The organism is Belliella marina, assembly GCF_042682445.1.
In the GTDB taxonomy this organism is placed as follows: Bacteria; Bacteroidota; Bacteroidia; order Cytophagales; family Cyclobacteriaceae; genus Belliella; species Belliella marina.
The window spans coordinates 19,411-46,028 of record NZ_JBHUHR010000038.1 but is presented as its reverse complement, the minus strand read 5'-3'; the positions used below and the strand labels follow the sequence as shown (position 1 = coordinate 46,028).

At 40.4% G+C, this 26,618-nt stretch carries 24 protein-coding genes and 4 tRNA genes; 24 read left to right on the top strand and 4 right to left on the bottom strand.

Annotated features, from left to right (window positions below; all coding sequences use genetic code 11):
• Positions 1-111: 111 nt before the first annotated feature.
• The 4 genes from ACFSKL_RS12310 to ACFSKL_RS12295 all read right to left on the bottom strand — a co-directional run bounded on the left by ACFSKL_RS12310 (position 112) and on the right by ACFSKL_RS12295 (position 3,797).
• Positions 112-1,692, bottom strand: coding sequence for a peptide chain release factor 3 (locus ACFSKL_RS12310; RefSeq protein ID WP_376886516.1), 1,581 nt, complete (start codon positions 1,690-1,692; stop codon positions 112-114).
• 214 nt (positions 1,693-1,906) lie between these two features.
• Positions 1,907-2,467, bottom strand: coding sequence for a ribosome recycling factor (gene frr, locus ACFSKL_RS12305; RefSeq protein WP_376886515.1), 561 nt, complete (start codon positions 2,465-2,467; stop codon positions 1,907-1,909).
• Between the two features lie 21 nt (positions 2,468-2,488).
• Positions 2,489-3,199 (bottom strand): UMP kinase, encoded by a 711-nt coding sequence (gene pyrH / locus ACFSKL_RS12300; RefSeq protein ID WP_376886514.1) that lies wholly within the window; start codon positions 3,197-3,199, stop codon positions 2,489-2,491.
• 103 nt (positions 3,200-3,302) lie between these two features.
• Positions 3,303-3,797: an acyl-CoA carboxylase biotin carboxyl carrier protein subunit gene (locus ACFSKL_RS12295; protein ID WP_376886513.1), complete on the bottom strand. Its 495-nt coding sequence runs from the start codon at positions 3,795-3,797 to the stop codon at positions 3,303-3,305.
• A gap of 48 nt (positions 3,798-3,845) precedes the next feature.
• On the opposite strand from ACFSKL_RS12295, the gene ACFSKL_RS12290 reads away from it, so the two are divergent.
• The 24 genes from ACFSKL_RS12290 (at position 3,846) to rpsS (ending at position 26,618) form a co-directional block, all read left to right on the top strand.
• Positions 3,846-6,434, top strand: a complete 2,589-nt coding sequence (locus tag ACFSKL_RS12290; protein ID WP_376886512.1) for a M1 family aminopeptidase — start codon at positions 3,846-3,848, stop codon at positions 6,432-6,434.
• Between the two features lie 154 nt (positions 6,435-6,588).
• Positions 6,589-6,671 (top strand) — tRNA-Tyr (locus ACFSKL_RS12285).
• Between the two features lie 113 nt (positions 6,672-6,784).
• Positions 6,785-6,857 (top strand) — tRNA-Gly (locus ACFSKL_RS12280).
• 33 nt (positions 6,858-6,890) lie between these two features.
• Positions 6,891-6,962 (top strand) — tRNA-Thr (locus ACFSKL_RS12275).
• 65 nt (positions 6,963-7,027) lie between these two features.
• Complete coding sequence (tuf, locus tag ACFSKL_RS12270) at positions 7,028-8,215, top strand: elongation factor Tu (RefSeq protein WP_376886511.1); 1,188 nt, start codon at positions 7,028-7,030, stop codon at positions 8,213-8,215.
• A gap of 116 nt (positions 8,216-8,331) precedes the next feature.
• Positions 8,332-8,402, top strand: a tRNA-Trp gene (locus ACFSKL_RS12265).
• 18 nt (positions 8,403-8,420) lie between these two features.
• Positions 8,421-8,609, top strand: coding sequence for a preprotein translocase subunit SecE (gene secE, locus ACFSKL_RS12260; protein ID WP_241275180.1), 189 nt, complete (start codon positions 8,421-8,423; stop codon positions 8,607-8,609).
• 17 nt (positions 8,610-8,626) lie between these two features.
• Complete coding sequence (gene nusG / locus ACFSKL_RS12255; RefSeq protein WP_376886510.1) at positions 8,627-9,184, top strand: transcription termination/antitermination protein NusG; 558 nt, start codon at positions 8,627-8,629, stop codon at positions 9,182-9,184.
• Positions 9,185-9,187: 3 nt separating this feature from the next.
• Positions 9,188-9,631, top strand: coding sequence for a 50S ribosomal protein L11 (gene rplK, locus ACFSKL_RS12250; protein WP_076501241.1), 444 nt, complete (start codon positions 9,188-9,190; stop codon positions 9,629-9,631).
• Positions 9,632-9,641: 10 nt separating this feature from the next.
• On the top strand, positions 9,642-10,340 hold the full coding sequence (gene rplA / locus ACFSKL_RS12245) for a 50S ribosomal protein L1 (protein ID WP_376886509.1): 699 nt from the start codon (positions 9,642-9,644) through the stop codon (positions 10,338-10,340).
• 2 nt (positions 10,341-10,342) lie between these two features.
• Entirely contained in the window at positions 10,343-10,879 is a 537-nt protein-coding gene (rplJ, locus tag ACFSKL_RS12240; protein WP_014772286.1) for a 50S ribosomal protein L10, read from the top strand.
• A gap of 51 nt (positions 10,880-10,930) precedes the next feature.
• Positions 10,931-11,311 (top strand): 50S ribosomal protein L7/L12, encoded by a 381-nt coding sequence (rplL, locus tag ACFSKL_RS12235; RefSeq protein ID WP_241275184.1) that lies wholly within the window; start codon positions 10,931-10,933, stop codon positions 11,309-11,311.
• 153 nt (positions 11,312-11,464) lie between these two features.
• Positions 11,465-15,340 carry a DNA-directed RNA polymerase subunit beta gene (gene rpoB, locus ACFSKL_RS12230; RefSeq protein WP_376886508.1) on the top strand — a complete coding sequence of 1,292 codons (3,876 nt, stop codon included), beginning with the start codon at positions 11,465-11,467 and terminating at the stop codon, positions 15,338-15,340.
• 47 nt (positions 15,341-15,387) lie between these two features.
• Complete coding sequence (gene rpoC, locus ACFSKL_RS12225) at positions 15,388-19,695, top strand: DNA-directed RNA polymerase subunit beta' (protein ID WP_376886507.1); 4,308 nt, start codon at positions 15,388-15,390, stop codon at positions 19,693-19,695.
• A gap of 255 nt (positions 19,696-19,950) precedes the next feature.
• The gene (locus ACFSKL_RS12220; protein WP_376886506.1) at positions 19,951-20,274 is read left to right on the top strand and encodes a DUF3467 domain-containing protein; all 324 of its coding nucleotides are present in this window, start codon (positions 19,951-19,953) and stop codon (positions 20,272-20,274) included.
• Between the two features lie 101 nt (positions 20,275-20,375).
• Positions 20,376-20,759, top strand: coding sequence for a 30S ribosomal protein S12 (gene rpsL / locus ACFSKL_RS12215; RefSeq protein ID WP_014772291.1), 384 nt, complete (start codon positions 20,376-20,378; stop codon positions 20,757-20,759).
• A gap of 23 nt (positions 20,760-20,782) precedes the next feature.
• Entirely contained in the window at positions 20,783-21,250 is a 468-nt protein-coding gene (gene rpsG / locus ACFSKL_RS12210; protein ID WP_241275188.1) for a 30S ribosomal protein S7, read from the top strand.
• 5 nt (positions 21,251-21,255) lie between these two features.
• On the top strand, positions 21,256-23,373 hold the full coding sequence (fusA, locus tag ACFSKL_RS12205; protein ID WP_376886505.1) for an elongation factor G: 2,118 nt from the start codon (positions 21,256-21,258) through the stop codon (positions 23,371-23,373).
• Between the two features lie 13 nt (positions 23,374-23,386).
• Positions 23,387-23,692 carry a 30S ribosomal protein S10 gene (rpsJ, locus tag ACFSKL_RS12200; protein WP_241275190.1) on the top strand — a complete coding sequence of 102 codons (306 nt, stop codon included), beginning with the start codon at positions 23,387-23,389 and terminating at the stop codon, positions 23,690-23,692.
• Positions 23,693-23,940: 248 nt separating this feature from the next.
• Positions 23,941-24,573, top strand: a complete 633-nt coding sequence (gene rplC, locus ACFSKL_RS12195; protein WP_041779291.1) for a 50S ribosomal protein L3 — start codon at positions 23,941-23,943, stop codon at positions 24,571-24,573.
• A 4-nt stretch (positions 24,574-24,577) separates the two neighbouring features.
• On the top strand, positions 24,578-25,207 hold the full coding sequence (gene rplD / locus ACFSKL_RS12190) for a 50S ribosomal protein L4 (RefSeq protein WP_376886504.1): 630 nt from the start codon (positions 24,578-24,580) through the stop codon (positions 25,205-25,207).
• Between the two features lie 4 nt (positions 25,208-25,211).
• Positions 25,212-25,499, top strand: coding sequence for a 50S ribosomal protein L23 (gene rplW, locus ACFSKL_RS12185; RefSeq protein ID WP_376886503.1), 288 nt, complete (start codon positions 25,212-25,214; stop codon positions 25,497-25,499).
• A gap of 13 nt (positions 25,500-25,512) precedes the next feature.
• Positions 25,513-26,337: a 50S ribosomal protein L2 gene (gene rplB / locus ACFSKL_RS12180; protein WP_241410236.1), complete on the top strand. Its 825-nt coding sequence runs from the start codon at positions 25,513-25,515 to the stop codon at positions 26,335-26,337.
• Between the two features lie 2 nt (positions 26,338-26,339).
• The gene (rpsS, locus tag ACFSKL_RS12175; RefSeq protein WP_009034213.1) at positions 26,340-26,618 is read left to right on the top strand and encodes a 30S ribosomal protein S19; all 279 of its coding nucleotides are present in this window, start codon (positions 26,340-26,342) and stop codon (positions 26,616-26,618) included.

Below are 26,618 nucleotides of genomic sequence, written 5' to 3'. Positions count from 1 at the left end.
TTTTGTGTATTTTGATGATTATTTTAATCGTGTCGATTTCATATTTCTAAATTTAACAAGTTCAAAAAATATCTACAATACCTTTGATATAATAGAGTCACTCAATTTTCATCAAAATTCCGAAGTGAAATGGAATTCGATTTCAGGGTAATTGTCCTGTACCATTTGTAGCCAAGATTTGGATTCTGCCATGAAGACGAATTTCCCGTCCTTATCCCTTGCAATGTGCCTGTTTTTTGATTGGACAAATTCATCCAGCTTCTTTTTGTCCAGACTGCTGATCCAACAAGCCTTGTAAAGCTGCATAGGTGCAAACTCCACGGATGCGTTGTATTCCTGCTTCAGCCTAAATTGAATTACCTCAAACTGAAGCTGACCAACTGTGCCGATGACTTTTCTAGAACCCATATCAAAAGTGAATAGTTGCGCTACTCCTTCTTCCATCAGCTGTTTCAGGCCTTTTTCCAATTGCTTGGTTTTCATGGCGTCCTTGTTGATGACTTCTTTGAAAATCTCTGGGGAAAAACTGGGAATGCCTTTGAAGGTCATGTTTTCGCCATCAGTCAGGGTATCACCTATTTTTAGGTTTCCTGTGTCATAAAGACCGATGATATCTCCTGGAAATGCCTCATCCACCATTTCCCTATCCTGCGCCATGAATTGTGTCACATTCGAAAACCGAAGTGGTTTTGGTCCTCTGACATGATTGTAAGGCTTGTTCCTTTCAAATTTCCCCGAGCAGATCCGAAGAAAAGCGATTCTGTTTCTGTGGTTCGGATCCATGTTAGCGTGGATTTTGAACACAAATCCAGAAAACTTAGACTCTGACGGAAGTACTTCCCTGTCTTCGGTATTTCTGCTTTTTGGAGCAGGGGCGATACGGATAAAGGTGTCCAGCATCTCATTCACCCCAAAGTTGTTCACGGCAGAGCCGAAAAAGACTGGGGCAACTTTTCCTTCCAAGTATTCTTTGGTATCAAAATCGGGATATACTCCTTCTATCAACTCTACATCCTCTCTCAGTTGATCCGCATTGTTGCCACCAATCAATTCGTCTAAACGACTCTCTGAAAGATCATCAAAAACTGCACGGTCATCACTCAATTTTCTTTGGCTAGGACTGAAGAGGTTGAGTTTCCTATCATAAAGGTTGTAAACTCCCTTAAAGCCTTTTCCCATTCCTATAGGCCAAGACAAAGGGCGTACTTGGATATTCAATTTCTCCTCTACTTCATCAAGCAATTCGTAAGGGTCGCGCCCTTCACGGTCGAGCTTGTTGATAAAACAGATCACTGGGGTATTTCGCATGCGACATACTTCCATCAACTTTTCTGTCTGTATCTCCACGCCCTTCACACAATCAATCACCATAATAACGGAATCGACCGCAGTCAATGTTCTATAGGTGTCTTCTGCGAAATCCTGGTGGCCTGGAGTATCGAGTAGGTTGATTTTGATGTCTTTATATTCAAATCCCATCACGGAAGTAGCCACAGAGATACCTCTCTGTTTTTCTATCTCCATCCAATCGGATTTGGTTGCAGTATCGATTTTATTGGATTTGACTGCACCGGCAGTCTGGATTGCCCCTCCAAATAGAAGCAACTTCTCTGTCAATGTGGTCTTCCCTGCATCAGGGTGGGCAATAATGGCGAAAGTTCTTCGCTTGGCTATTTCTTTATTCAAACTCATCTGGAAGGGATTCAATATTTTTCCAAGGGGCAAAGGTACGCTTTTATATGGGATTATTATAAATGTTGGAACAAGTCCATTTTGAAAAGTACAGACATAAAAAAGTCTTCCCCTTGATGATTGGAGAAGACTTTTTTTATGAATATGTAATGCTGTATATCTGCTTTCAAACCAGTAGCCACATATATTTCTGGCTGCTGTTGAATGTTGAGGATTATACGGTCATGATCTCCACCTCTTTTTTTGCAAGAAGTTCATCGACTTTTGTTGAATACTGGTCGGTGAATTTTTGTACGGTGTCTTCTGCTCTTTTGATGTCATCTTCGGATGCGCCATCTTTTTGGAGTTTCTTCAAAGAATCATTGATGTCTTTTCTGACGGTTCTGATGCTTACCTTTCCTGATTCAGACTCAGCTTTAGCCATTTTGACCAATCCTTTTCTTCTCTCTTCGGTAAGTGGTGGGATTGTAAGGATGATGATTTCACCATTATTCTGAGGGGCAAGGCCCAAATCGGAATTGACAATGGATCTTTCTATTTCTGAGATCAAGTTTCTTTCCCAAGGCTTGATAGACAAAGTTCTTGCATCTGGAGTAGTCACAGATGCCACTTGCTGAAGTGGGGTGGGTGCTCCATAATAGTTCACCATGATGCCGTCAAGCAAATTAGGCATTGCTTTGCCGGCACGTATTTTTACTAATTCCTGAGCAGTGTGGTCCACTGCCTTTTGCATAAGTTCTTTAGCTTCGTCTAAGTGCAATTGAATTTCTTCCATGATTTAGTTTCTATATATGGATTATAATGATGTGATTAATGTCCCAATTTCTTCACCAGTCGCCAATTTCATCAGATTTCCTTCTTTGTTCATATCGAAGACGACTATTGGCAGATTATTTTCCTGACAAAGTGTAAACGCAGTCATATCCATTATGTTGAGGTTTTTTTCATAAGCCTCTTGGAATGAAAGTGTATTGTACTTTGTGGCAGACTTGTCCTTCTCTGGGTCGGCAGTGTAGACTCCATCTACTCTTGTGCCTTTCAGCACGACTTCAGCTTCAATCTCAATCGCCCGTAAACTGGCAGTGGAATCTGTAGTGAAATATGGATTTCCAATCCCGGCACCAAAAATTACGATTCTGCCTTTTTCCAAATGTCGGATCGCCCGTCTCCTGATAAATGGCTCACATACACTTTCTACCTTTATCCCCGACATCAGTCGCGTAAACATGCCGTTTTGTTCCAAGGCGCTTTGAAGCGCCATCGCATTGATCAATGTAGCCAACATGCCCATGTAATCGCCCTGGACCCTGTCTATACCTGTTTTTTCTGCTTGTACTCCCCTATAAATATTACCCCCGCCGATCACAATGGCAATCTCAACACCAAGTTCTTTTACCTTTTTGATTTCTTCGGCGTACTTTTGCAGTCTATTGGGGTCGATGCCATAATTGTTCTCGCCCATTAGTGACTCCCCGCTCAGTTTTAGCAATATTCTTTTGTACTTCATTTTTAGTGTTTATTTTGAAAAGCGATGCTTGTTTGAAAGATTTATGAAAATGATAAATTTTACAAATATAAACGCTTCATTTCAGAATTCTAAAGGTGAATACTTAAAATTGAATAAGTACTTGGTTTTTCTCAACACTGTCGCCCTTTTTTATTTTGACCGCCTTGACGATGCCGTCTCCCGGAGATTTGATGATGTTCTCCATTTTCATGGCCTCAAGGATCAATACTGGGTCTCCTTTTTTTACTTCATCTCCTACGGAGACTTTGATGTCAAAAATCAAACCAGGCATTGGTGCTTTGATGTCTTTTGCAAGGTTTCCTTGGTTGGTGTTCATCCCCAATTTCTCCAAAAGCAAATCAAATTTATCTTGGAGTTTAACTGTCGCAGGCTTGTTGTTCAATTTTAACTTGATGGTTTTTTCAGCTGGGTTTATGTCTACTAACTCCAGGTTGAAAGACTTACCACCATGGATGATATGATAGAACCTTTCTCCTGTTTTTTTGAAATCCCAGCTAACAATTTCTTCGTTGACAAGAATTGAGTCACCTGAATTCTCAACTTTTATTACGGAATTATCGATACTTACTGAATACATTTCTTTTATTTTGCGCCAATATACGATTTATCTTTAAAAGGTCTTTTTATGAAAACCCAATATATCCAGCTTCTTCCCTGTCTGATAATCCTGTTTTTGTTTTCTTGCAAAAGCAACGAAAGCTTGACCAGCGCAGACAATGCCATTATAGAACCCGTCAGCGAAAAATTCGAGAACAACTTGAATCTCATGAGGGAGAAGGAAGCATTGATCTCGGACTACAATCCTTCAAGGACCAGACATTTTGATTTGTTGCACACCAAGCTGGATCTGGCCTTTGATTTTGAAAAGGAATGGGTATATGGAGAAGCACGATTGACGCTGAAGCCTTATTTTTTCGACCAAAGCACATTGGTTCTTGATGCAAAGGATTTTGACATCCATTCGTTTAGATTAATCATCGGGAATGAAGAAAGGGAATTGAATTATCGATATGATTCTAGGCAGGTTACTGCCTATCTTCCCAGTAGTTTCTCTGCAAATGATACACTGAATGTGGTGATAAAATATACTGCGAAGCCAAACGAAAACCCCAAATCAGGAAGTAAGGCAATCACCGATACAAAGGGACTTTATTTTATCAATGCATCGGGTGAAGATGATAAGCCAATTCAGATATGGACACAGGGAGAGACTGAGCATAATTCTAAATGGTTTCCTACATTGGACACGCCAAACGAAAGGGCTACACAAGAGATTAGCCTGACGGTTGACCAAAAATTCAAAACCATCAGCAATGGGGAATTGATAGATACAAAGATAAACCCTGATGGGACAAGGACGGATCATTGGGATATGAACTTGCCACATGCGCCATATTTGGCGGCAGTGATTGTAGGTGAATTTGTGGAGATTCAGGATTCTTGGGAAGATGTCCAGGTAAATTATTATGTAGAAGAAAAATATGCAGAAGGGGCAAAGACGGTATTTAAGAATACTCCCGAAATGATTGGGTTTTTCTCAAAAATCCTAGGTGTAAGATATCCATGGCAAAAGTATGATCAGGTTGTGGTCAGGGATTTTGTTTCCGGAGCGATGGAAAATACCACTATTTCTGTCTTTATGGAACAGCTTAACCTGACCGAAAGAGAAGCCTTGGACAGCGAGTGGGATGGGATCATTGCCCACGAGCTTTTTCACCAGTGGTTTGGGAATTATGTCACTACAGAGTCCTGGGCAAACCTCACTTTGAATGAAGCCTTTGCAAATTACTCCGAATATCTTTGGTACGAATACAAAGAGGGGACGGATGAAGCTGATCTTCACCATATTTCTGAAATGGAGCAGTATTTCGATGAGGCAGTTGAAAAGCAGGTTGATTTGATCAGGTTTTACCATAAGGATTCCGAAGAAATGTTCGATAGCCATTCTTATGCGAAAGGCGGTAGGATACTACATATGCTAAGAAGGCATCTTGGCGATGAAGCATTTTTCAGGTCTTTGAATTTGTACCTGACAAAACATGCCTTTTCGAGCGTTGAGACCCACGACCTTCGTTTGGCTTTTGAACAAGTGACAGGCATGGATCTGAATTGGTTCTTTAACCAATGGTTTTTTGCCGCTGGCCATCCGATTTTGGAATATGCAGTGGATTACAGTGAAAGGAACAATCTGTTGTTGACAGTTAGCCAAAAACAAGACTTGGAAAACACGCCGCTTTATAGAATCCCCTTCAAAGTAAGTTGGTACACGGATGGCGAAAGATTTGAGAAAGAATTTGAATTGAATCAAGGCAGGCAACAATTCGCAATAGAAAATGCAGACCCGGTATATGCCCTTTATTTTGATGAAAGGTCAGAGTTGTTGGCCGAAAAAGTGAGTAATAGAGGGGAGGAGCATTTTGTGAGACAATTTAATGATTCACAGTTTGGGATAGCAAGGTATGAAGCGCTGGATAGTTTGGGGAGTACATTTGCCGATGAGGCTTTTTTCCCAGAGATTGTGAGAAAAGCCTTATCCGACCCGTTATGGTCTGTCAGGGAAATGGCATTGCTTCAGATAGCCAGAAACCCGAATCTGGTGATGCAGATAGCGGGGGTTGAGGATATACTTTATGAAATAGCAGATAGTGACAAACAGCATACAGTAAGATCAGGTGCTATTGAGTTGCTGTCGCTAATAGATCCTGATAAATATGCCTCTTCATTCTTAAGGTGGATGAATCACCCTTCATATTACGTGTCAGGTGCGGCTCTGAGTGCTTACTTAGAGAACCAAGAAAATGTAAACAGGGCTGAGATAGTGCAGAGGTTTGAAGAAGAGGAAAACATCAGGGTAGTAGTGGCCTTGGCCGATTATTATATTTCCGAAGACATCCAAGGTCAAGAAGGATGGTTTCACGATAGGTTGTTAGCCATGAGCGGGCAATCGTTATATTATTTCATTGGTTATTATGGGGATTATTTTTCTAAGCTTCAATCTCCAGAAGAAAGTAAAGTGGCAGTGGACAAATTGTATGAGTTGGGGTCAAACCATCAGGCTTTCTATATCCGGGCGGTAGCTTTCCAATCCCTATTTGGCTTTGTGGATGATGAGGGGGTTCTGGAGAAGATTAAGGAATTATATGAGAAAGAAGAGGATGAACAGGCGAAAATGTACATGGAATATTACCTTTCTCCATACCTTGAAGAAAATTAATTCGTTGATTTCGAAAAGATTAATTTGAACATTGAAAAAAACCAAAGAAAATAATTCACATAATTTTGAATGTTTAAGAAAAGGGTATAATTTTGCCATCCGTTAAGATAGCGAAAAGCGGAAACAGCATAGAGCTATCCAAACGAAATCAGTTGGGGGAATACCAAAGCGGCCAACTGGGACGGACTGTAAATCCGTTGACTTATGTCTTCACAGGTTCGAATCCTGTTTCCCCCACATTGCGTTATTGTCAAAAATTTCATTACTTTTGCAATCACGTAATCAAAAGGGGGAGTAGCTCATCCCGATAGCAATCGGAAGTTGAGTGGCAACCAAAAAGAATATTAAAAGCGGGAGTAGCTCAGTTGGTAGAGCGGCAGCCTTCCAAGCTGCAGGTCGCGGGTTCGAGCCTCGTCTCCCGCTCTATGCTTTTATAGGGCATTCAGAATGTTACCAGCCGACGTAGCTCAGGGGTAGAGTACTTCCTTGGTAAGGAAGGGGTCACGGGTTCAAATCCCGTCGTTGGCTCAGAAACATTAGAATTGGGAAAAAAATAAATTTATATCTTTAACTAAAACAGAGGATTTTCACGCATGGCAAAAGCAACCTTTGACCGTTCCAAACCGCACGTTAATATCGGTACGATTGGTCACGTAGACCATGGAAAGACAACTTTGACTGCTGCCATTACTACAGTATTGGCCAAAAAAGGTCTTTCTGAACTAAGAGATTTCTCTTCTATCGACAACGCTCCAGAAGAAAAAGAAAGAGGTATTACTATCAACACTTCTCACGTTGAATATCAGACTGAAAAGAGACACTACGCACACGTAGATTGTCCAGGTCACGCTGATTACGTGAAGAACATGGTAACTGGTGCTGCTCAGATGGATGGCGCTATCCTTGTGGTAGCTGCAACTGACGGACCTATGCCTCAGACTAGAGAGCATATCCTTCTTGCTCGTCAGGTAGGTGTACCAGCACTTGTTGTATTCTTGAACAAAGTGGATTTGGTAGATGATCCTGAACTTCTTGAACTTGTAGAAATGGAAGTAAGAGAGTTACTATCATTCTATGATTTTGATGGTGACAATATCCCAGTTATTTCTGGATCTGCCCTTGGTGGATTGGAAGGAAATGACAAATGGGTAGATAAAATAATGGATTTGATGGACGCAGTTGATGAGTTCATTCCAATTCCAGAGCGTCTTGTAGACAAAGACTTCTTGATGCCTGTTGAAGATGTATTCTCGATCACTGGTCGTGGTACAGTAGCAACTGGTAGAATCGAAAGAGGTGTAATCAACTCTGGTGATCCAGTTGACATCATCGGTATGGGTGCTGAAGGCTTGAAGTCTACAGTTACTGGTGTTGAGATGTTCCGTAAGATCCTTGACAGAGGTGAAGCTGGTGACAACGTAGGTCTTTTGTTGAGAGGTATTGAAAAGTCTCAAATCAAGAGAGGTATGATCATCTGTAAGCCAGGATCAGTGAAGCCACACGCTCACTTCAAGGCTGAAGTTTACGTTCTTTCGAAAGAAGAAGGTGGACGTCATACTCCATTCTTCAACAAATACCGTCCACAGTTCTACCTTAGAACTACTGACGTAACAGGAGAGATCAAACTTCCTGAAGGTGTTGAAATGGTTATGCCAGGTGATAACGTTACAATCGAAGTTAACTTATTGAATAAAGTTGCCCTTGAGAAAGGTCTACGTTTCGCTATCCGTGAGGGTGGTAGAACAGTAGGTGCTGGTCAGGTAACTGAAATTCTTGACTAATCTTTAAGATTATCACATATTGACAAATGCGATCTTGAATATTTTTTCGGGATCGCATTTGTTTCTTCAACCTTTTATCACTACTTTTGCGTTCCTTTTAGGAGCCAAATAATCCTACGGGCATAGTTCAATGGCAGAATAGCGGTCTCCAAAACCGTTGATGGGAGTTCGAATCTCTCTGCCCGTGCAACAAGAAAGTAAAACCATGAATATCAAAAACTTTGTCGTTGAGTCTATAGACGAAATGAAGAATAAGGTCACATGGCCTTCCCATTCATTTTTACAGAACAGTGCTGTTTTGGTCATCGTCGCTTCATTAATCTTCTCACTGTTGATCGGTGCGATAGATTTGGGTTTCGAGAATTTGATGAAATGGTTTTATGATTTATTTTAATTGAATTAAAATTACTGATGGCTGAACATAAGTGGTATGTACTTAGGGTGGTAGCAGGACAAGAGAAGAAGACTAAAGCTTATTTAGACAACGAAATTGTTCGACAAAAACTGGAGGATTATATTCCCGAGGTTTTGATACCATCCGAGAAAGTTTACGAAATGCGCAATGGCAAGAAAAGAGTTAGGGATAGAAATTTCTTTCCTGGCTATGTCTTGGTAAATGCGGATTTGACTCACGGTGAAGCAAATCATGTAATTACAAGTATACCGGGTGTAATCGGTTTCTTAGGGTCAAACCAAGGGGGGGCTTCCAAAACCCCTGAGCCATTACGTCAGTCAGAAATCAACAGGATCTTAGGTCGTGTTGAGGAGATTGATGAGTTTGCAGAGAAATTGGATACTCCATTTATAGTTGGAGAGACCGTAAAAGTAATGGACGGTCCTTTCAGTGGATTCTCGGGTACAATAGAAGAGGTGTTTGAAGATAAGAAGAAATTGAATGTTATGGTCAAGATCTTTGGACGAAACACCCCTGTAGAGTTAAACTTTATACAAGTAGAAAAACAAGACTAGGAAATGGCTAAGGAAATCACTGGTTATGTGAAATTACAGGTGAAAGGTGGCCAGGCAAATCCATCGCCTCCAGTAGGTCCAGCCCTTGGTTCCAAGGGTTTGAACATCATGGAGTTCTGTAAGCAATTCAATGCCAGAACCCAAGATAAAATGGGTTCAGTATTGCCTGTTTTGATTACTGTTTATTCTGACAAATCTTTTGACTTTGTAGTAAAAACTCCTCCAGCTGCCAATATGCTGATTGAGGCTGCAAAGATCAAGGGAGGTTCGTCAGAGCCGAACAGGAAAAAAGTAGGGTCTGTTACCTGGGATCAGGTAAAAGAAATTGCTGAAGTGAAAATGCCTGACTTAAATGCTTTTAAAGTTGAGTCTGCCATGAAAATGATTGCAGGAACAGCGAGAAGCATGGGTATCACAGTATCTGGAAAAGCACCTTGGGAGGAATAAAATAAAAACTATGGCTAAGTTAACAAAAAAGCAAAAAGAAGCTCTTTCTAAGTACGACGCAAGCCAACAGTACTCCCTAGAGGAAGCTTCTTCTATTGTGAAGCAAATCACTAACACCAAATTTGATGCTTCGGTTGATCTTGACGTTCGTTTGGGCGTAGATCCACGTAAAGCTGATCAAATGGTAAGAGGAGTAGTTGCATTGCCACATGGCACAGGTAAGGATGTTAAGGTTTTGGTACTATGTACCCCTGACAAAGAAGCTGAAGCTAAAGAGGCTGGTGCAGACTATGTTGGATTAGACGACTATATAGCAAAAATTGAAGGCGGTTGGACTGACATTGATGTCATTATCACCATGCCTAACGTGATGGCTAAGGTTGGTAGATTAGGTAGGGTTTTGGGACCTAGAGGCTTGATGCCTAACCCAAAATCAGGAACAGTAACTTTGGAAGTTGGTAAGGCTGTTAAGGAAGTGAAAGCTGGTAAGATCGATTTTAAAGTCGACAAATTTGGAATTATCCATGCCGGCGTTGGTAAAGTTTCATTCACTGCTGAACAAATTCAGGAAAATGTGAAGGAATTGATCAGCACTATTTCCAAGCTGAAGCCTACTTCATCAAAAGGAACCTATTTCAGAAGTATTCATTTGTCTAGCACAATGTCACCTGGAATTATTGTAGATAAAGGTAGTATTCAAGGAATTTAATCATGACTAGAGACGAAAAAAGAGAAATAATCGAAAGTCTTACCGAGAAATTCAGAGAAAACCCGTATTTCTACATTACTAATGCTTCAGGTTTTAATGTTGCTCAGGTAAATGCTTTCAGAAGAGCGTGTTTTGAAAAGGGCGTTGAGTACAAGGTTTATAAAAATACTCTGATTGCGAAAGCTTTGGAGAACCTTGACGGAGACTATGCCAAATTTTCAGAAGCTACTCTAAAAGGCTTTTCGGGAATCGTATTTTCCAAAGAAATTGGAAATCTTCCTGCTAAAGTAATTCTTGATTTCAGAAAGAAACAAGGTAAGAAAGAAACAAGACCAGTTTTCAAAGGTGCGTATATAGATTCAGATGTTTTCATCGGAGAGAATCAACTAGAAATGTTGTCAACTCTGAAATCTAAAAACGAACTTTTGGGAGACGTTATCGGTCTTCTTCAATCTCCGGCAAAAAACCTTATCTCTGCCCTACAATATGGACAGAATACTGTGGCTGGGCTTGTTAAGACTCTCTCTGAGAAAGAATAATCATAATCATCAAATCAATTAGTTAAAAACAACAATTTAAATATTAATACAATGGCAGATCTTAAACAACTTGCTGATCAGTTGGTAAACTTGACTGTAAAAGAAGTAAAAGAATTGGCTGATATTTTGAAAGACGAGTATGGTATCGAACCTGCTGCTGCTGGTGCTGTAATGGTAGCTGGTGGTGGTGCTGGTGATGCTGGTGCTGCTGAAGAAGAAAAAACAGCTTTCGATGTAATCCTTAAAGCTGCAGGTGGTCAAAAACTTGCTGTAGTTAAGCTTGTGAAGGAATTGACAGGTCTTGGCTTGAAAGAAGCTAAAGAACTAGTTGATAGTGCTCCTAAAGCTGTAAAAGAAGGAATTGCTAAGGACGAAGCTGAAGCTTTGAAAAAGTCTCTTGAAGAGGCTGGAGCTGAAGTAGAAGTTAAGTAATTTGAAAAGCTTTACCATCTGGTAAAGGTTATGGTAATAGACCTGACTGTAAAGTCAGGTCTTTTCCTGTTTGTGCGCAGGAAAAAAATTGCACTATTTCAAGCGAAAATTGTCGCATTTGGTTATTAATTATCACTATAAATATATACTGCCTTGGCTATCCAGAATCAAACCGAAAGGAAAAGTTTCTCATCTATTAAGGTAGTCAAAGACTATCCGGATTTCTTAGATATCCAATTACAATCCTTCAAAGATTTTTTCCAACTGGATACTCCAGCTGAGAAAAGAAGACAGGATGGTCTTTTCAAGGTGTTTTCTGAGAATTTCCCAATTAGTGATTCTAGAGAAAACTTCACACTTGAATTTATTGACTATACAGTAGATCCTCCAAAATACAACATTGAAGAGTGTATTGATAGAGGCCTAACCTACTCTGTACCGCTTAAAGCAAAACTTCGTCTATTGTGTTCTGATGAAGACAATGAGGATTTTGAAACAATTGAGCAGGAAGTTTTCTTGGGAAATCTTCCGTATATGACAGAGAAAGGATCCTTTGTGATCAATGGTGCAGAAAGAGTAATTGTTTCTCAGCTTCATAGATCTCCAGGTGTATTCTTTGCTCAAAGTAAGCATACCAACGGTACCAAGTTGTATTCTGCCAGAATTATACCTTTCAAAGGTAGCTGGATAGAATTTGCTACCGATATCAACAATGTGATGTATGCTTACATTGATAGAAAGAAAAAATTCCCAGTAACTACACTTTTGAGAGCTATTGGTTTTGGTTCTGATAAGCAGATATTGGATCTTTTTGGCCTTTCTGAAGAGATCTCTGCTACTAAAGCCAATTTGAAAAAAATCACTGGAAGAAAGCTTGCTGCTAGGGTTTTGAGAACTTGGGTAGAGGATTTCGTGGATGAGGATACTGGTGAGGTAGTTTCTATTGATAGAAATGAAGTACTTTTAGAAAGAGATTCTATTCTTTCTGATGAGGATATTGAACTGATCTTGGAATCTGGCGCAAAGTCGATCATTCTTCATAGGGAAGATGTCAATGTAGCTGATTATTCTATCATCTACAATACCCTTCAGAAGGATAACTCCAACTCTGAAAAAGAAGCTGTTGAGGTGATTTACCGTCAACTTAGAAATACTGAAGCTCCTGATGAAGCGACTGCAAGAGAAGTAATCCATGGATTGTTCTTCTCTGACAAGCGCTATGACTTGGGTGAAGTTGGTAGATACAGGATCAATAAGAAATTGGGATTGAATATCGATTCCGAAAAGATCGTATTGACTACCGAAGATATCATCAACATTGTAAAATACCTGATTGGATTGATTAATTCCAAAGCTGTTGTCGATGATATTGATCACTTGAGCAATAGAAGGGTAAGGACAGTTGGTGAACAATTGTACTCCCAGTTTGGTGTAGGTCTTGCCAGAATGGCCAGAACCATCAGAGAGAGAATGAATGTTCGTGACAACGAAGATTTCAAACCTGTTGATTTGATCAATGCTAGAACACTTTCTTCAGTGATCAACTCATTCTTTGGGACAAACCAACTTTCCCAGTTTATGGATCAAACCAATCCACTAGCTGAGTTGACCCACAAAAGAAGACTTTCTGCTTTGGGTCCAGGTGGTCTTTCCAGAGAAAGAGCCGGTTTTGAAGTTCGAGATGTTCACTATACACACTATGGTCGTCTTTGTACCATCGAAACCCCTGAAGGACCAAACATTGGTTTGATCTCTTCTCTTTGTGTTCACGCAAAAGTGAATTCAATGGGCTTCTTGGAAACTCCCTACAGGAAAGTAAAAGAAGGTAAGGTAAGCATGAATACAGAAGATATTGTATTCTTGACTGCCGAGGAAGAAGATGACAACAATATCGCTCAGGCAAACGCTCCTTTGGATGATGAAGGATTGTTCTTGAATGATAAAGTCAAAGCGAGATTTGAAGGTGATTTCCCTGTATTGGATCCAAAAGAGATCAGTTACATGGACGTTGCACCAAACCAAATCGTATCGGTAGCAGCTTCATTGATTCCTTTCTTGGAACATGATGATGCCAACCGAGCATTGATGGGATCCAACATGCAGCGTCAAGCAGTTCCTTTGTTGAAAGCCGAGGCACCTATCGTGGGTACTGGCTTGGAAGGCAAAGCGGCAATTGACTCTAGGGCATTGATCATCGCTGAGACAGATGGTGTGATTGAGTATGTTGATGCTACTAAAATCACCGTGAAATATGATCTTACTGAAGATGACCTATTGGTTAACTTCAGTGACGAATATAAAACATACAACTTGGTCAAGTTCAGAAGAACTAACCAAGATACTACTATCAACTTGACTCCTTTGGTGCTGAAAGGCCAAAAGATTTCAAAAGGTCAGGTATTGGTAGAAGGATATGCTACAAACAATGGCGAGCTTGCCTTGGGAAAAAACCTTCGGGTAGCATACATGCCTTGGCAAGGATATAACTTTGAAGATGCAATTGTAATCTCAGAGAGGGTTGCCAGAGAAGATATCTTTACTTCAATTCATATCGAAGAATTCCAATTGGAGGTTCGTGATACCAAAAGAGGTGAGGAGGAATTGACTTCTGAAATCCCGAATGTATCCGAAGAGGCCGTTAAGAACCTTGATGAGAATGGTATCATCAGAGTTGGTGCTGAGCTGAAAGAAGGTGATATAATCATCGGTAAGATCACTCCAAAAGGTGAAACTGATCCAACTCCAGAAGAGAAATTGCTTCGTGCGATCTTTGGAGACAAAGCTGGTGATGTCAAAGATGCTTCATTGAAAGCTTCTCCATCTTTGAATGGAGTTGTGATTGAGACGAAGCTATTCTCTAGACCTAAAAAAGACAAAGATCTTAGGGCAAAATCAAAAGCTGAAGTTGAGAAATTGAAAGGGCAATACTCAAAAGACCTTTTGGGTATGAGAGCGAGAATGATCAACAAGCTTGTTCAGCTTTTGGATGGTAAGACTTCTCAAGGAGTAAGACATAAGTTTGGTGATGAAATCATCAGCAAGGGAGTGAAGTTCAATGCCAAAAACATCGAGCAAAACCTGTTCCCTGCCAAAAATCCTTACAGAGATGAATCTAATTATAATGTTCAGGAAGAGGCAAATCTTGTTTCTGATATTATTTTGGATGATTGGACTGATGATCAGCATGTAAATAGCCTGATTCAGAAGCTTGTCAAGAATTACATCAATTCGAGAAATGACATTTCCGGTATTTTCAAAAGGGATAAATTCACTTTGGAAGTTGGGGATGAATTACCTGCAGGTATCGTTCAGTTAGCGAAAGTCTATGTAGCTAAAAAACGTAAACTGAAAGTTGGTGATAAGATGGCTGGACGTCACGGTAACAAAGGTATCGTTGCTAGAATCGTTAGGGATGAAGACATGCCATTCTTGGAAGATGGAACGCCAATGGATATCGTATTGAACCCACTAGGTGTACCTTCTAGGATGAACATCGGTCAGATTTTCGAAACGGTACTTGCTTGGGCTGGACATAAAATGGGCAAGAAATATGCAACACCAATTTTCGATGGTGCGACAATGGAAGAAGTTGCAACAGAATTGGAAAAGGCAGAATTGCCGGCATTTGGAAGAACCTATCTATATGATGGCCTGACAGGTAAGAAGTTTGACCAGCCTGTGACAGTAGGGATTGCCTATATGTTGAAACTAGGACACTTGGTAGATGATAAGATGCACGCAAGGTCTATCGGTCCATACTCACTCATCACACAGCAGCCACTTGGTGGTAAAGCGCAGTTTGGTGGACAGAGATTTGGAGAGATGGAAGTGTGGGCATTGGAAGCATTCGGTGCGTCTCATGTTCTTCAGGAAATCCTGACTGTGAAGTCTGATGATGTAGTGGGCAGAGCAAAAGCCTATGAAGCAATCGTAAAAGGAGAAAACCTTCCGAAACCAAATATTCCGGAATCCTTCAACGTATTGGTTCATGAACTTAGAGGTCTTGCTCTAGAAATCACCTTAGACTAATTCAAAAAATACGGGCCGCAAGGCCCTTAACATACTCATCAAATATTATGGCGTTCAGAAAAAACAAAAAACTAAACAACGACTTTTCTAGAGTCACTATTAGTTTGGCCTCTCCAGAATCTATTCTGGATAGTTCACATGGTGAAGTAACGCAGCCCGAAACAATCAACTATAGAACTTACAAACCAGAAATGGGAGGTTTGTTCTGTGAGAGGATTTTCGGTCCTGTAAAAGACTGGGAATGTCATTGTGGAAAATATAAGCGCATAAGATATAAAGGTATCATTTGTGACAGATGTGGTGTTGAAGTGACCGAGAAAAAAGTGCGTAGAGAGAGAATGGGCCATATTGAGCTTGTTGTCCCTGTAGCGCATATCTGGTATTTCAAATCCCTTCCAAACAAAATTGGATACTTGTTGGGTCTTCCAACAAAAAAATTGGATCAAATCGTATATTATGAAAGATACGCAGTCGTTCAAGCTGGTATAAAAGCTGAAGACGGGATACAGTATCTTGACTTTTTGACTGAAGACGAGTATTTGGATATCATGGATAAGCTTCCAAAGGAAAACCAAATGCTTGATGATGAAGATCCAAATAAATTCATCGCCAAAATGGGTGCTGAAGCGATCGAAATGTTGTTGGCAAGACTTGATCTTGATGACCTTTCCTACAGCTTGAGACACCAGGCAGCTACAGATACTTCCCAGCAAAGAAAAGCGGAAGCTTTGAAAAGGCTGAAAGTTGTAGAAGCATTCAGAGATGCCAGAACCAGAATCGAAAACCGTCCTGAGTGGATGGTTGTTAGAATGGTTCCAGTTATTCCACCGGAATTGAGACCGTTGGTTCCTTTGGATGGTGGTAGATTTGCTACTTCTGATTTGAATGATCTTTACAGAAGGGTGATCATTAGAAACAACCGTCTGAAAAGATTGATCGATATCAAGGCGCCTGAGGTGATTTTGAGAAACGAAAAGAGAATGCTTCAGGAAGCTGTCGATTCCCTATTTGACAACTCAAGAAAAGTCAACGCAGTAAGATCTGATGGTAACCGTGCCCTGAAGTCACTTTCTGATATGTTGAAAGGTAAGCAAGGTCGATTCCGTCAAAACCTATTGGGTAAAAGGGTCGATTATTCTGGTCGTTCCGTTATCGTCGTAGGACCTGAATTGAAGCTTCACGAATGTGGTTTGCCTAAAAATATGGCAGCAGAGCTTTTCAAGCCTTTTATCATCAGAAAGTTGATCGAAAGAGGTATTGTAAAGACTGTAAAGTCAGCTAAGAAGATCGTAGACAGAAAAGATCCTGTGGTATGGGATATCCTTGAAAATGTATTGAAAGGACATCCGGTACTTCTTAACAGAGCTCCTACACTTCACAGGTTGGGTATCCAGGCTTTCCAGCCAAAATTGATCGAAGGAAAAGCGATTCAGTTGCACCCATTGGTATGTACTGCATTCAACGCCGATTTTGATGGTGACCAGATGGCTGTACACGTACCATTGGGACATGAAGCTATTTTGGAAGCCTCTACATTGATGCTTTCTTCGCATAACATCCTTAACCCTGCAAATGGTGCACCTATTACTGTACCATCACAGGATATGGTTTTGGGTCTTTATTATGTAACCAAAGGAAAAAAATCAACACCTGAAGAGATTGTTTTGGGTGAAGGACAAACTTTCTACGGTGAGGAGGAAGTGATCATTGCGATGAACGAAGGGCGAGTTTCCCAACATGCTTTGATCAAATGTAAAGTGAAGGTCAGAGAGGAAAATGGTGAGATTGTTGAAAAAATCATCGATACCGTTGCAGGTAGATTGATCTTCAACCAATTCGTTCCTGAGGAAGTAGGTTATGTAAATGAACTATTGACGAAGAAAAAGCTTCAGCAAATCATTGCGGAAGTTGTAAAAATCTGTGGTATAGCCAGAACAGCCCAGTTCCTTGATGATATCAAGCACCTAGGTTTCCAAATGGCATATACTGGTGGACTTTCCATGGGATTGAACGATGTTATTATCCCTGATGAAAAAGATCCGTTGATCAACAAGGCTAAAGAGGAAGTTGACCAAGTTTGGAACAACTACTTGATGGGTCTGATCACAGACAATGAAAGATATAACCAGGTTATTGACATCTGGACAAGAACAAACTCTAATTTGACCAACATCTTGATGCGTCAAATGGAAGAAGATAAGCAAGGTTTCAATGCAATCTACATGATGATGCACTCAGGAGCCAGGGGTTCCAGGGAACAAATTCGTCAGTTGGGTGGTATGAGGGGATTGATGGCCAAGCCACAAAAGAACCTACAAGGTTCTGTAGGTGAGATCATCGAGAACCCGATTCTTTCAAACTTCAAAGAAGGTTTGGATGTATTGGAGTACTTTATCTCAACTCACGGTGCGCGTAAAGGTCTTGCCGATACTGCATTGAAAACTGCCGATGCTGGTTACTTGACTAGGAGATTGGTAGATGTTGCCCAGGATATGATTATCTCTGAAGAGGATTGTGGTACATTGAGAGGTCTTGTCGTTCAGCCATTGAAAGACAATGACGAAATCGTTGAGCCGCTTTCAGAGAGGATTGTTGGTAGGGTTTCTGTACATGATGTAGTAGACCCTATTACAGAGGAAATCTTGGTAAGTGCTGGTGAGGAAATCTCTGATGACATTGCCAAAAGAATTGATGAATCTGCCGTAGAAGAAGTTGAAATCAGGTCTGTATTAACTTGTGAGACTCGTAGGGGAGTTTGTACCAAGTGTTACGGTAGAAACTTGACTACCGGCAACATGGTTCAGAATGGTGAATCTGTTGGTGTAATTGCAGCACAGTCTATCGGTGAGCCAGGTACGCAGCTGACATTGAGAACATTCCACGTTGGTGGTACTGCATCTAACATTTCGGTAGAAGCAAGCATCAACGCCAAGTTTGAAGGTGTGATCGAATTTGAAGAGGAATTAAGATGGATCAACACTACCAATAAAGATGGCGAAGCAATCGCAATCGTAATGGGTAGATCAGGAGAGATCAAGATCAACGATTCCAAAGGAAAGTTGCTTGTTTCCAACCATGTACCTTATGGTGCTATCTTGAATGTGAAAGATGGTCAGAAGATAGGAAAAGGTGATTCACTTTGTACTTGGGATCCATACAATGCTGTGATCTTGTCAGAATTTGATGGTGAAATCGAATTTGATGCAATCATTGAAGGCATTACTTTCAAGGAAGTGGCAGATGATCAGACTGGTTACAGAGAGAAAGTAATCATCGATACAAAAGATAAAACCAAAAACCCTGCTGTAATTGTAAATTATGGTGAGGAGAATAAGTCTTATAACATACCAGTTGGAGCTCACTTGGCTGTTGAAGTAGGTGAAAAAGTGAAGGCTGGACAGATATTGGTGAAAATCCCAAGATCAGTAGGTAAGACAAGGGATATTACCGGTGGTCTTCCAAGGGTTACCGAATTGTTCGAAGCAAGAAATCCATCCAACCCGGCTGTAGTTTCTGAAATCGATGGTGTGGTGACTTATGGTGGTATCAAGAGAGGTAACCGTGAGATTTTCATCGAATCCAAAGATGGAGTAAGAAAGAGATACATGGTGTCATTGTCCAAACATATCCTTGTTCAGGAAAATGACTTCATCAGAGCAGGTGAACCATTATCTGATGGGGCTATCACTCCAAACGACATCTTGGCTATCAAAGGGCCAACTGCTGTGCAGGAATATTTGGTAAATGAAATCCAGGAAGTATATAGACTTCAAGGTGTAAAAATCAACGATAAGCATATTGAAGTAATCGTAAGCCAAATGATGCAAAAAGTAGAAATACTTGATGCGGGTGACACAGGATTCCTTCAAAACCAAGTTGTTGATAAATGGGCTTTCAGGGAAGAAAATGACAACATCTTGGATAAGAAAGTTGTGATGGAACCTGGAGATTCGAGCACATTGAAGGCAGGTATGATTATCTCTGCAAGAAGATTGAGAGACGAGAATTCAAGCCTGAAGCGTAAAGACCTGAAATTAGTACAAGTTAGAGATGCTGAAACAGCCGTTTCTAGGCCTACACTACAGGGTATTACAGCAGCATCTTTGGGTACAGAAAGCTTTATCTCTGCAGCATCATTCCAGGAGACTACCAAAGTCTTGAGTGAAGCGGCTATCAGAGGAAAGCGTGATGAACTACTCGGCTTGAAAGAAAACGTAATCGTAGGCCACTTGATTCCTGCGGGAACTGGTCAGCGTAACTTCAAGGATATCATTGTTGGTTCTTTGGATGAATACGAAAGACTTTCGGTTGAAAAAGAAAGATCAATCAAAAAATCAAAAGAAGTATTGAAATAATAACTGTTTTGATGAAGATAAAAAAGGCCTGTGTAAAAGCAGGCCTTTTTTATCTTCTTTTTGAAAATGGGGATTTAGTTGTTGAGAGGTTGTATTATATACGATCTTCGATATTTCAATAACCATAGCCAGGAGAGTTTGGGATATAGATGGTTCTCTATTGACGATTTCCTTCCTGATAATCACAAAGAATAATATATTAGTAAATAGAGGTCGGGAATCTTTCCCTGAATTAAACTACAATTATACAATCTTATGGAAGACGATAAATTGGCCAACCAAAACCAGCAGATCAATGTGGAGCTATCCGAGGAAGTTGCAGAGGGAGTTTATTCAAACTTGGCGATGATAGCACATTCGAATTCGGAATTCGTGATTGACTTTATCAGACTGATGCCTGGAGTACCCAAGGCGAAAGTAAAGTCAAGGATTATAATGACTCCTGACCATGCAAAAAGATTGCTTGCGGCCTTGAAGGATAATATCAATAAATACGAAAGTGCATTTGGAAAAATACAGGGAGGTGATGAAGGTCCATCTTTTCCATTGAATTTCGGAGGGACTCCAGGGGAGGCATAATAAAAATATAACGTCTTAATTTTGTTTGTTTTACCTATTTGTTTACCTTTGCAGTCCAAAATTCACAAGTTTACAAGGAACAAAATAAATTTTATCAGTTAATGCCTACTATACAACAGTTAGTAAGAAAAGGTAGAACTACCCTTGAGACCAAGTCCAAGTCTAGAGCTTTGGATGCATGTCCTCAGAGAAGAGGGGTTTGTACAAGGGTGTACACTACCACGCCTAAAAAGCCTAACTCAGCGATGAGAAAAGTGGCTAGGGTAAGATTGACGAACGGAAAAGAGGTTAACGCCTACATTCCTGGAGAGGGTCACAATTTGCAGGAGCACTCGATCGTATTGATCAGAGGTGGTCGTGTGAAGGATCTTCCAGGTGTACGTTACCACATCATCCGAGGTGCACTAGATACAGCAGGAGTAAAAGACCGTAAGCAAGGTCGTTCCAAGTATGGTGCGAAGCGTCCTAAGGCCGCTAAGAAATAATATTACAAAAACATTTAGAAAAAATGAGAAAAGCGAAACCAAAAAAGAGATATATTCTTCCTGATCCGAAGTTTAATGATACTTTGGTAACAAAGTTTGTTAACTGTCTGATGGTGGATGGTAAGAAGAGTATTGCTTACAGGATTTTCTACGACGCAGTCGAGAAAGTTGAACAAAAAGTAGGTGAGAACGGTCTTGAGGTTTGGAAAAAAGCGCTTAACAATATAACTCCCGCTGTCGAGGTGAAGAGTCGTAGAGTTGGTGGTGCTACTTTCCAGGTCCCAATGGAAGTTAGACCTGAAAGAAAGTTGTCCCTAGGAATTAAGTGGATGATCACTTATGCCAGAAGAAGGGGTGAGAAGACCATGATGGATAGATTAGCTGGAGAAATCATCTCTGCCGCAAAAGGTGAAGGTGCTGCTGTGAAGAAGAAAGATGATACCCATAGAATGGCTGAAGCAAATAAAGCATTCTCACACTTTAGATTTTAATTGAAATGGCAAGAGACTTAAAATTTACAAGAAACATTGGAATTGCTGCACACATTGATGCAGGTAAGACTACAACTACTGAACGTATCCTATTTTATTCTGGTGTAAGCCATAAAATCGGTGAGGTTCATGATGGTGCAGCTACCATGGATTGGATGGCGCAAGAGCAAGAGAGAGGGATTACCATCACTTCTGCTGCAACCACAGTTTTTTGGAATTATAGAGACAACAAGTACCAAATCAACATCATCGATACTCCAGGACACGTGGATTTTACCGTAGAGGTAAACCGTTCCCTTAGAATTTTGGATGGGTTGGTATTCCTTTTTAGTGCTGTTGATGGCGTAGAGCCTCAGTCAGAAACCAACTGGAGACTAGCTGATAATTACAAAGTAGCCCGTATCGGTTTCGTAAACAAAATGGACCGTGCCGGTGCCAACTTCCTTGAGGTTTGTAAGCAGGTGAAAGAAATGTTGGGTAGCCATGCAGTTCCTTTGCAGCTTCCTATCGGTGCAGAAGACAAATTTAGAGGTGTTGTTGATTTGATCAACAACAGAGCTATCGTTTGGAATGAGGATGATTTCGGAATGACTTTCGAAGAAGTTCCAATTCCTGAGGATATGAAAGAAGAAGTAGCTCAATACAGAGAGTATCTTTTGGAATCAGTTGCTGAGTTTGATGAGTCTTTGATGGAGAAATTCTTCGAAGATTCTGAGTCTATCACAGAGGCTGAAATCCTTAACGCACTTCGTCAGGCTACTATCGCAATGAAAGTAGTACCTATGGTGTGTGGATCATCTTTCAAAAACAAAGGTGTGCAGACTATGCTTGATCTAGTGATGGAATTGCTTCCTTCTCCATTGGATAAGGACGATATCATTGCTACTGGTTTGGATTCTGAGGAAGAGGTGAAAATCGCTCCTGATGAAGCAGAACCATTTACCGGTCTTGCATTCAAAATCGCAACAGATCCATTTGTAGGTCGTCTTTGTTTCGTGAGGGCTTATTCAGGTGTTCTTGAATCAGGTTCTTATGTATTCAATAGCCGTTCTGGAAACAAAGAGCGTATCTCAAGGGTATTCCAAATGCACGCAAATAAGCAAAACCAGATTCCAAGATTGGTAGCTGGTGATATTGGTGCAGTAGTTGGCTTTAAAGATATCAAGACTGGAGATACACTTTGTGATGAGAAACGTAAGGTTGTTCTTGAATCAATGGTGTTCCCTGAGCCAGTTATTGGTTATGCGATTGAGCCTAAGACACAAGCTGATGTTGATAAATTGGGTATGGCAATAGCCAAACTTGTAGAAGAAGATCCTACCCTTGTAGTAAATACTGACCATGAGACTGGACAGACTATCTTGAGAGGTATGGGTGAACTTCATTTGGATATCATCATTGATCGTTTGAAGAGAGAGTTCAAGGTTGAGATCAACCAAGGAGCACCTCAAGTTGCCTATAAAGAAGCTTTGTTTGGTTCTGTTGAGCACAAAGAAGTATATAAAAAGCAGTCAGGTGGTAAAGGTAAATTTGCGGATATCGTATTTGAACTTGGACCGAAAGATCCTGATCCTGAGACAAACGAAATCAAAGCAGGGCTGGATTTCGTGAATGGAATCGTAGGTGGTGTAATTCCAAAAGAATTTATCCCTGCTATTCAGAAGGGTTTTGCTGAATCTATGAAAAATGGACCATTGGCAGGTTATCCTGTAGAGTCTATGAAAGTTAGATTGTTCCATGGTTCATTCCACGATGTCGATTCCGATGCTTTGTCATTCGAATTGGCAGCAAGAATCGGATTCAAGGAAGCAGCAAAGAAATGTAAGCCACAATTATTGGAGCCAATCATGGCGGTAGACGTAGTTACACCAGATGAATATACTGGTCCAATTACTGGTGATTTGAATAGAAGAAGAGGTTTGATGAAAGGTATGGATACAAAAGGTACTTCTACTGTAGTCAAAGCTAGTGTGCCTCTTTCCGAGTTGTTTGGCTATGTTACTGATTTGAGGACAATCACATCAGGTAGAGCAACAGCTTCATTGACCTTCTCACATTACGAGCCTGTACCTAACAATATCGCAGAAGCTGTGATAGCGAAAGTTAAAGGTGAAAAAGCCTAAATTCTAAGCGAAAATGAATCAGAAAATCAGAATAAAATTAAAATCATACGATCACAGCCTGGTGGATAAGTCATCTGAGAAGATCGTGAAAGCAGTAAAAGCAACTGGTGCTATCGTCGTTGGGCCTATTCCTTTGCCTACTAAGAAGGAAAAGTTCACGGTATTGAAGTCGCCACACGTAAATAAGAAAGCAAGAGAGCAATTTCAACTTTGTACATACAAAAGATTGGTTGATATCTACAGCAATAGTTCCAAAACTGTTGATGCTTTGATGAAAATCGAACTTCCTAGTGGAGTTGATGTTGAGATCAAAGTCTGACAGTAGGATCTTACAGCATGGAAAACCTATCCGCTTCGGTGGATGGGTTTTTCTTTTGCCTGTATCATATGAAAAGGTGAGGTACTGATTAAACAGAAATAAGTTTCATTTTACCAAACATTTTTTCATAAATAATTGAAAATATTAAAGTTGGAGTTTGTAAGGTGGAATTAAATTCCTAACTTTGCAGTCCTTTAAAGGGCACTTGCGTGTAATCGCCTGTGCGTAATTATATTATATATCAGAAGATGTCTGGAATAATAGGTAGAAAAGTAGGAATGACTAGCATTTTTAGTGCCGATGGACGTAACGTCGCATGCACGCTAATAGAAGCTGGTCCTTGCGTAGTGACGCAAGTAAAAAATTTAGAAACAGACGGGTACAACGCTGTTCAGTTGGCTTATGGTGAGCGTAAGGAGAAAAACACTCCGAAGCCACTAATCGGACACTTTAAAAAGGCCGGTACAACTCCAAAGCAGAAAGTTGTAGAATTCAGAGACTTCAGAGTCGAATTCGAAGGTCAGGTTGATCTTGGAAAAACCGTTGAAGCTGGTCAGGTATTTATCGAAGGAGACTTTGTGGATGCTATCGGTACTTCAAAAGGTAAAGGTTTCCAAGGTGTAGTTAAACGTCATGGTTTTGCCGGTGTTGGTGGACAAACCCACGGTCAGCACAACAGAGGTAGACACCCTGGTTCCATTGGTGCTTGTTCTTGGCCATCAAGAGTATTCAAAGGCATGAGAATGGCAGGTAGAACAGGTGGTGATAGAGTTAAAGTTATCAACTTGAAAGTGTTGAAGATTTACGCAGAGAAAAACTTGCTATTGGTAAGTGGCTCTGTCCCTGGTCCAAAAAATTCTTTCGTTATCCTAGAGAAGTAAGACAATGGAATTAGCAGTATTAAAACATAACGGCGAAGAGACAGGTAGAAAAGTAACGCTTTCAGAAGAGATTTTTGGTGTTGAGCCAAATGATCACGCTATCTACCTTGATGTAAAACAGTTTTTGGCAAACCAAAGACAAGGTACGCACAAATCAAAAGAGAGAAATGAAATTGCTGGATCTACCAAAAAGATCAAAAAGCAAAAAGGTACTGGCGGAGCTAGAGCCGGATCCATCAAATCTCCAGTGTTCAGAGGAGGAGGAAGAATTTTCGGTCCTAGACCAAGAAACTATTCTTTCAAATTGAACAAGAAATTGAAGCAAGTGGCAAGAAAGTCAGCTTTGACTTATAAAGTAAGAGAAAATAGCCTAATGGTTTTGGAAAATGTTTCATTTGAAGCTCCAAAGACAAAAGATTATATAGCATTCTTGAACGGACTTTCTTTGACAGATAAAAAGACACTTTTGGTGCTTCCTGAAGACAACAAAAATGTTTATCTATCCAGCAGAAATTTACCTAAAGCAAAGGTGGTTTCAGTAAATGATGTAAACACTTACGAATTGCTTAACGCCGACAACTTGATGTTGTGTGAAGGTTCTGTAAGTATTTTGGAAACCCTATTATTGAAGTAAGACAATGGAAATTCTAAAAAAACCTTTGATTACGGAAAAGATTTCTGCGATGAACGAAAATGGTGTTTATGGATTTGTAGTTGAAAAAACTGCAAAGAAGCCAGAAATCAAAAGAGCCGTAGAGAAAATGTATGGTGTTAAAGTTGTAGACGTAAGAACTATGCGTTATGCTGGTAAGTCGAAAACCAGATACACCAAAGCGAAAGTTGTAAGTGGATTTACCAATACCTTCAAAAAAGCGATTGTACAGGTTGCTGAAGGTGATGTAATCGATTTTTACGGAGAAATTTAATTGAATCAGAATCATGGCAGTTAAAAAATTAAAGCCTGTAACCCCAGGGACCAGATTTAGAGTTGCTCCAGCATTTGATGAAATTACAACATCAAAGCCAGAGAAATCTTTATTGGCTCCTTTGAAGAAGTCAGGCGGTAGAAATAATGTAGGTAAAATGACCTCCAGATATATTGGAGGTGGCCATAAGAGAAGACTTAGAATCGTTGATTTTAAGAGAACCAAGTTTGGGATACCAGCGGTAGTTAAATCTATCGAATATGATCCAAACAGAACAGCACGTCTAGCTTTGTTATATTATGTTGACGGTGCAAAGGCTTACATTATTGCCCCGGAAGGTTTGCAAGTAGGACAAACAGTGATTTCCGGTGAAAGCGTAGCTCCAGAAGTGGGTAACGCAATGCAATTGGTAAATATCCCTTTGGGTACCATTGTTCACAATTTGGAATTGAAGCCTGGTAAAGGTGGTGCATTGGCACGTAGTGCCGGTGGATACGCCCAGGTAGTAGCTAGAGACGGCAAGTATGTAACGGTTAAATTGCCTTCAGGTGAAATGAGACTGATACTTGGTGTATGTATGGCGACTATAGGTGTTGTTTCTAATGGAGACCACATGAACGTAGTGTTAGGAAAAGCTGGTAGAAACCGTTGGTTGGGAAGAAGACCTAGAACAAGAGGTGTAGCCATGAACCCTGTCGATCACCCTATGGGTGGTGGTGAAGGACGTTCGTCAGGTGGACATCCAAGATCTAGGACTGGTTTACTTGCAAAAGGTAAGAAGACCAGGTCTCCTAAGAAGTATTCAAATAAATTCATTATCAGTAAAAGATCTAAATAACTATGGCACGTTCATTAAAGAAAGGTCCTTATATAGAGCATCACTTGGCCAAAAAAGTGGATGTAATGAACGAGTCCGGGAAAAAATCTGTCATCAAGACTTGGTCAAGAAGATCAATGATTTCCCCGGATTTTGTAGGCCATACCTTTGCTGTGCATAATGGAAACAAGTTTATTCCAGTATTTGTAACAGACAACATGGTAGGTCATAAATTGGGAGAATTTGCTCCTACAAGAAACTTTAGAGGTCACATTGCCAAAAAGGATAAAGGAAAGAGATAA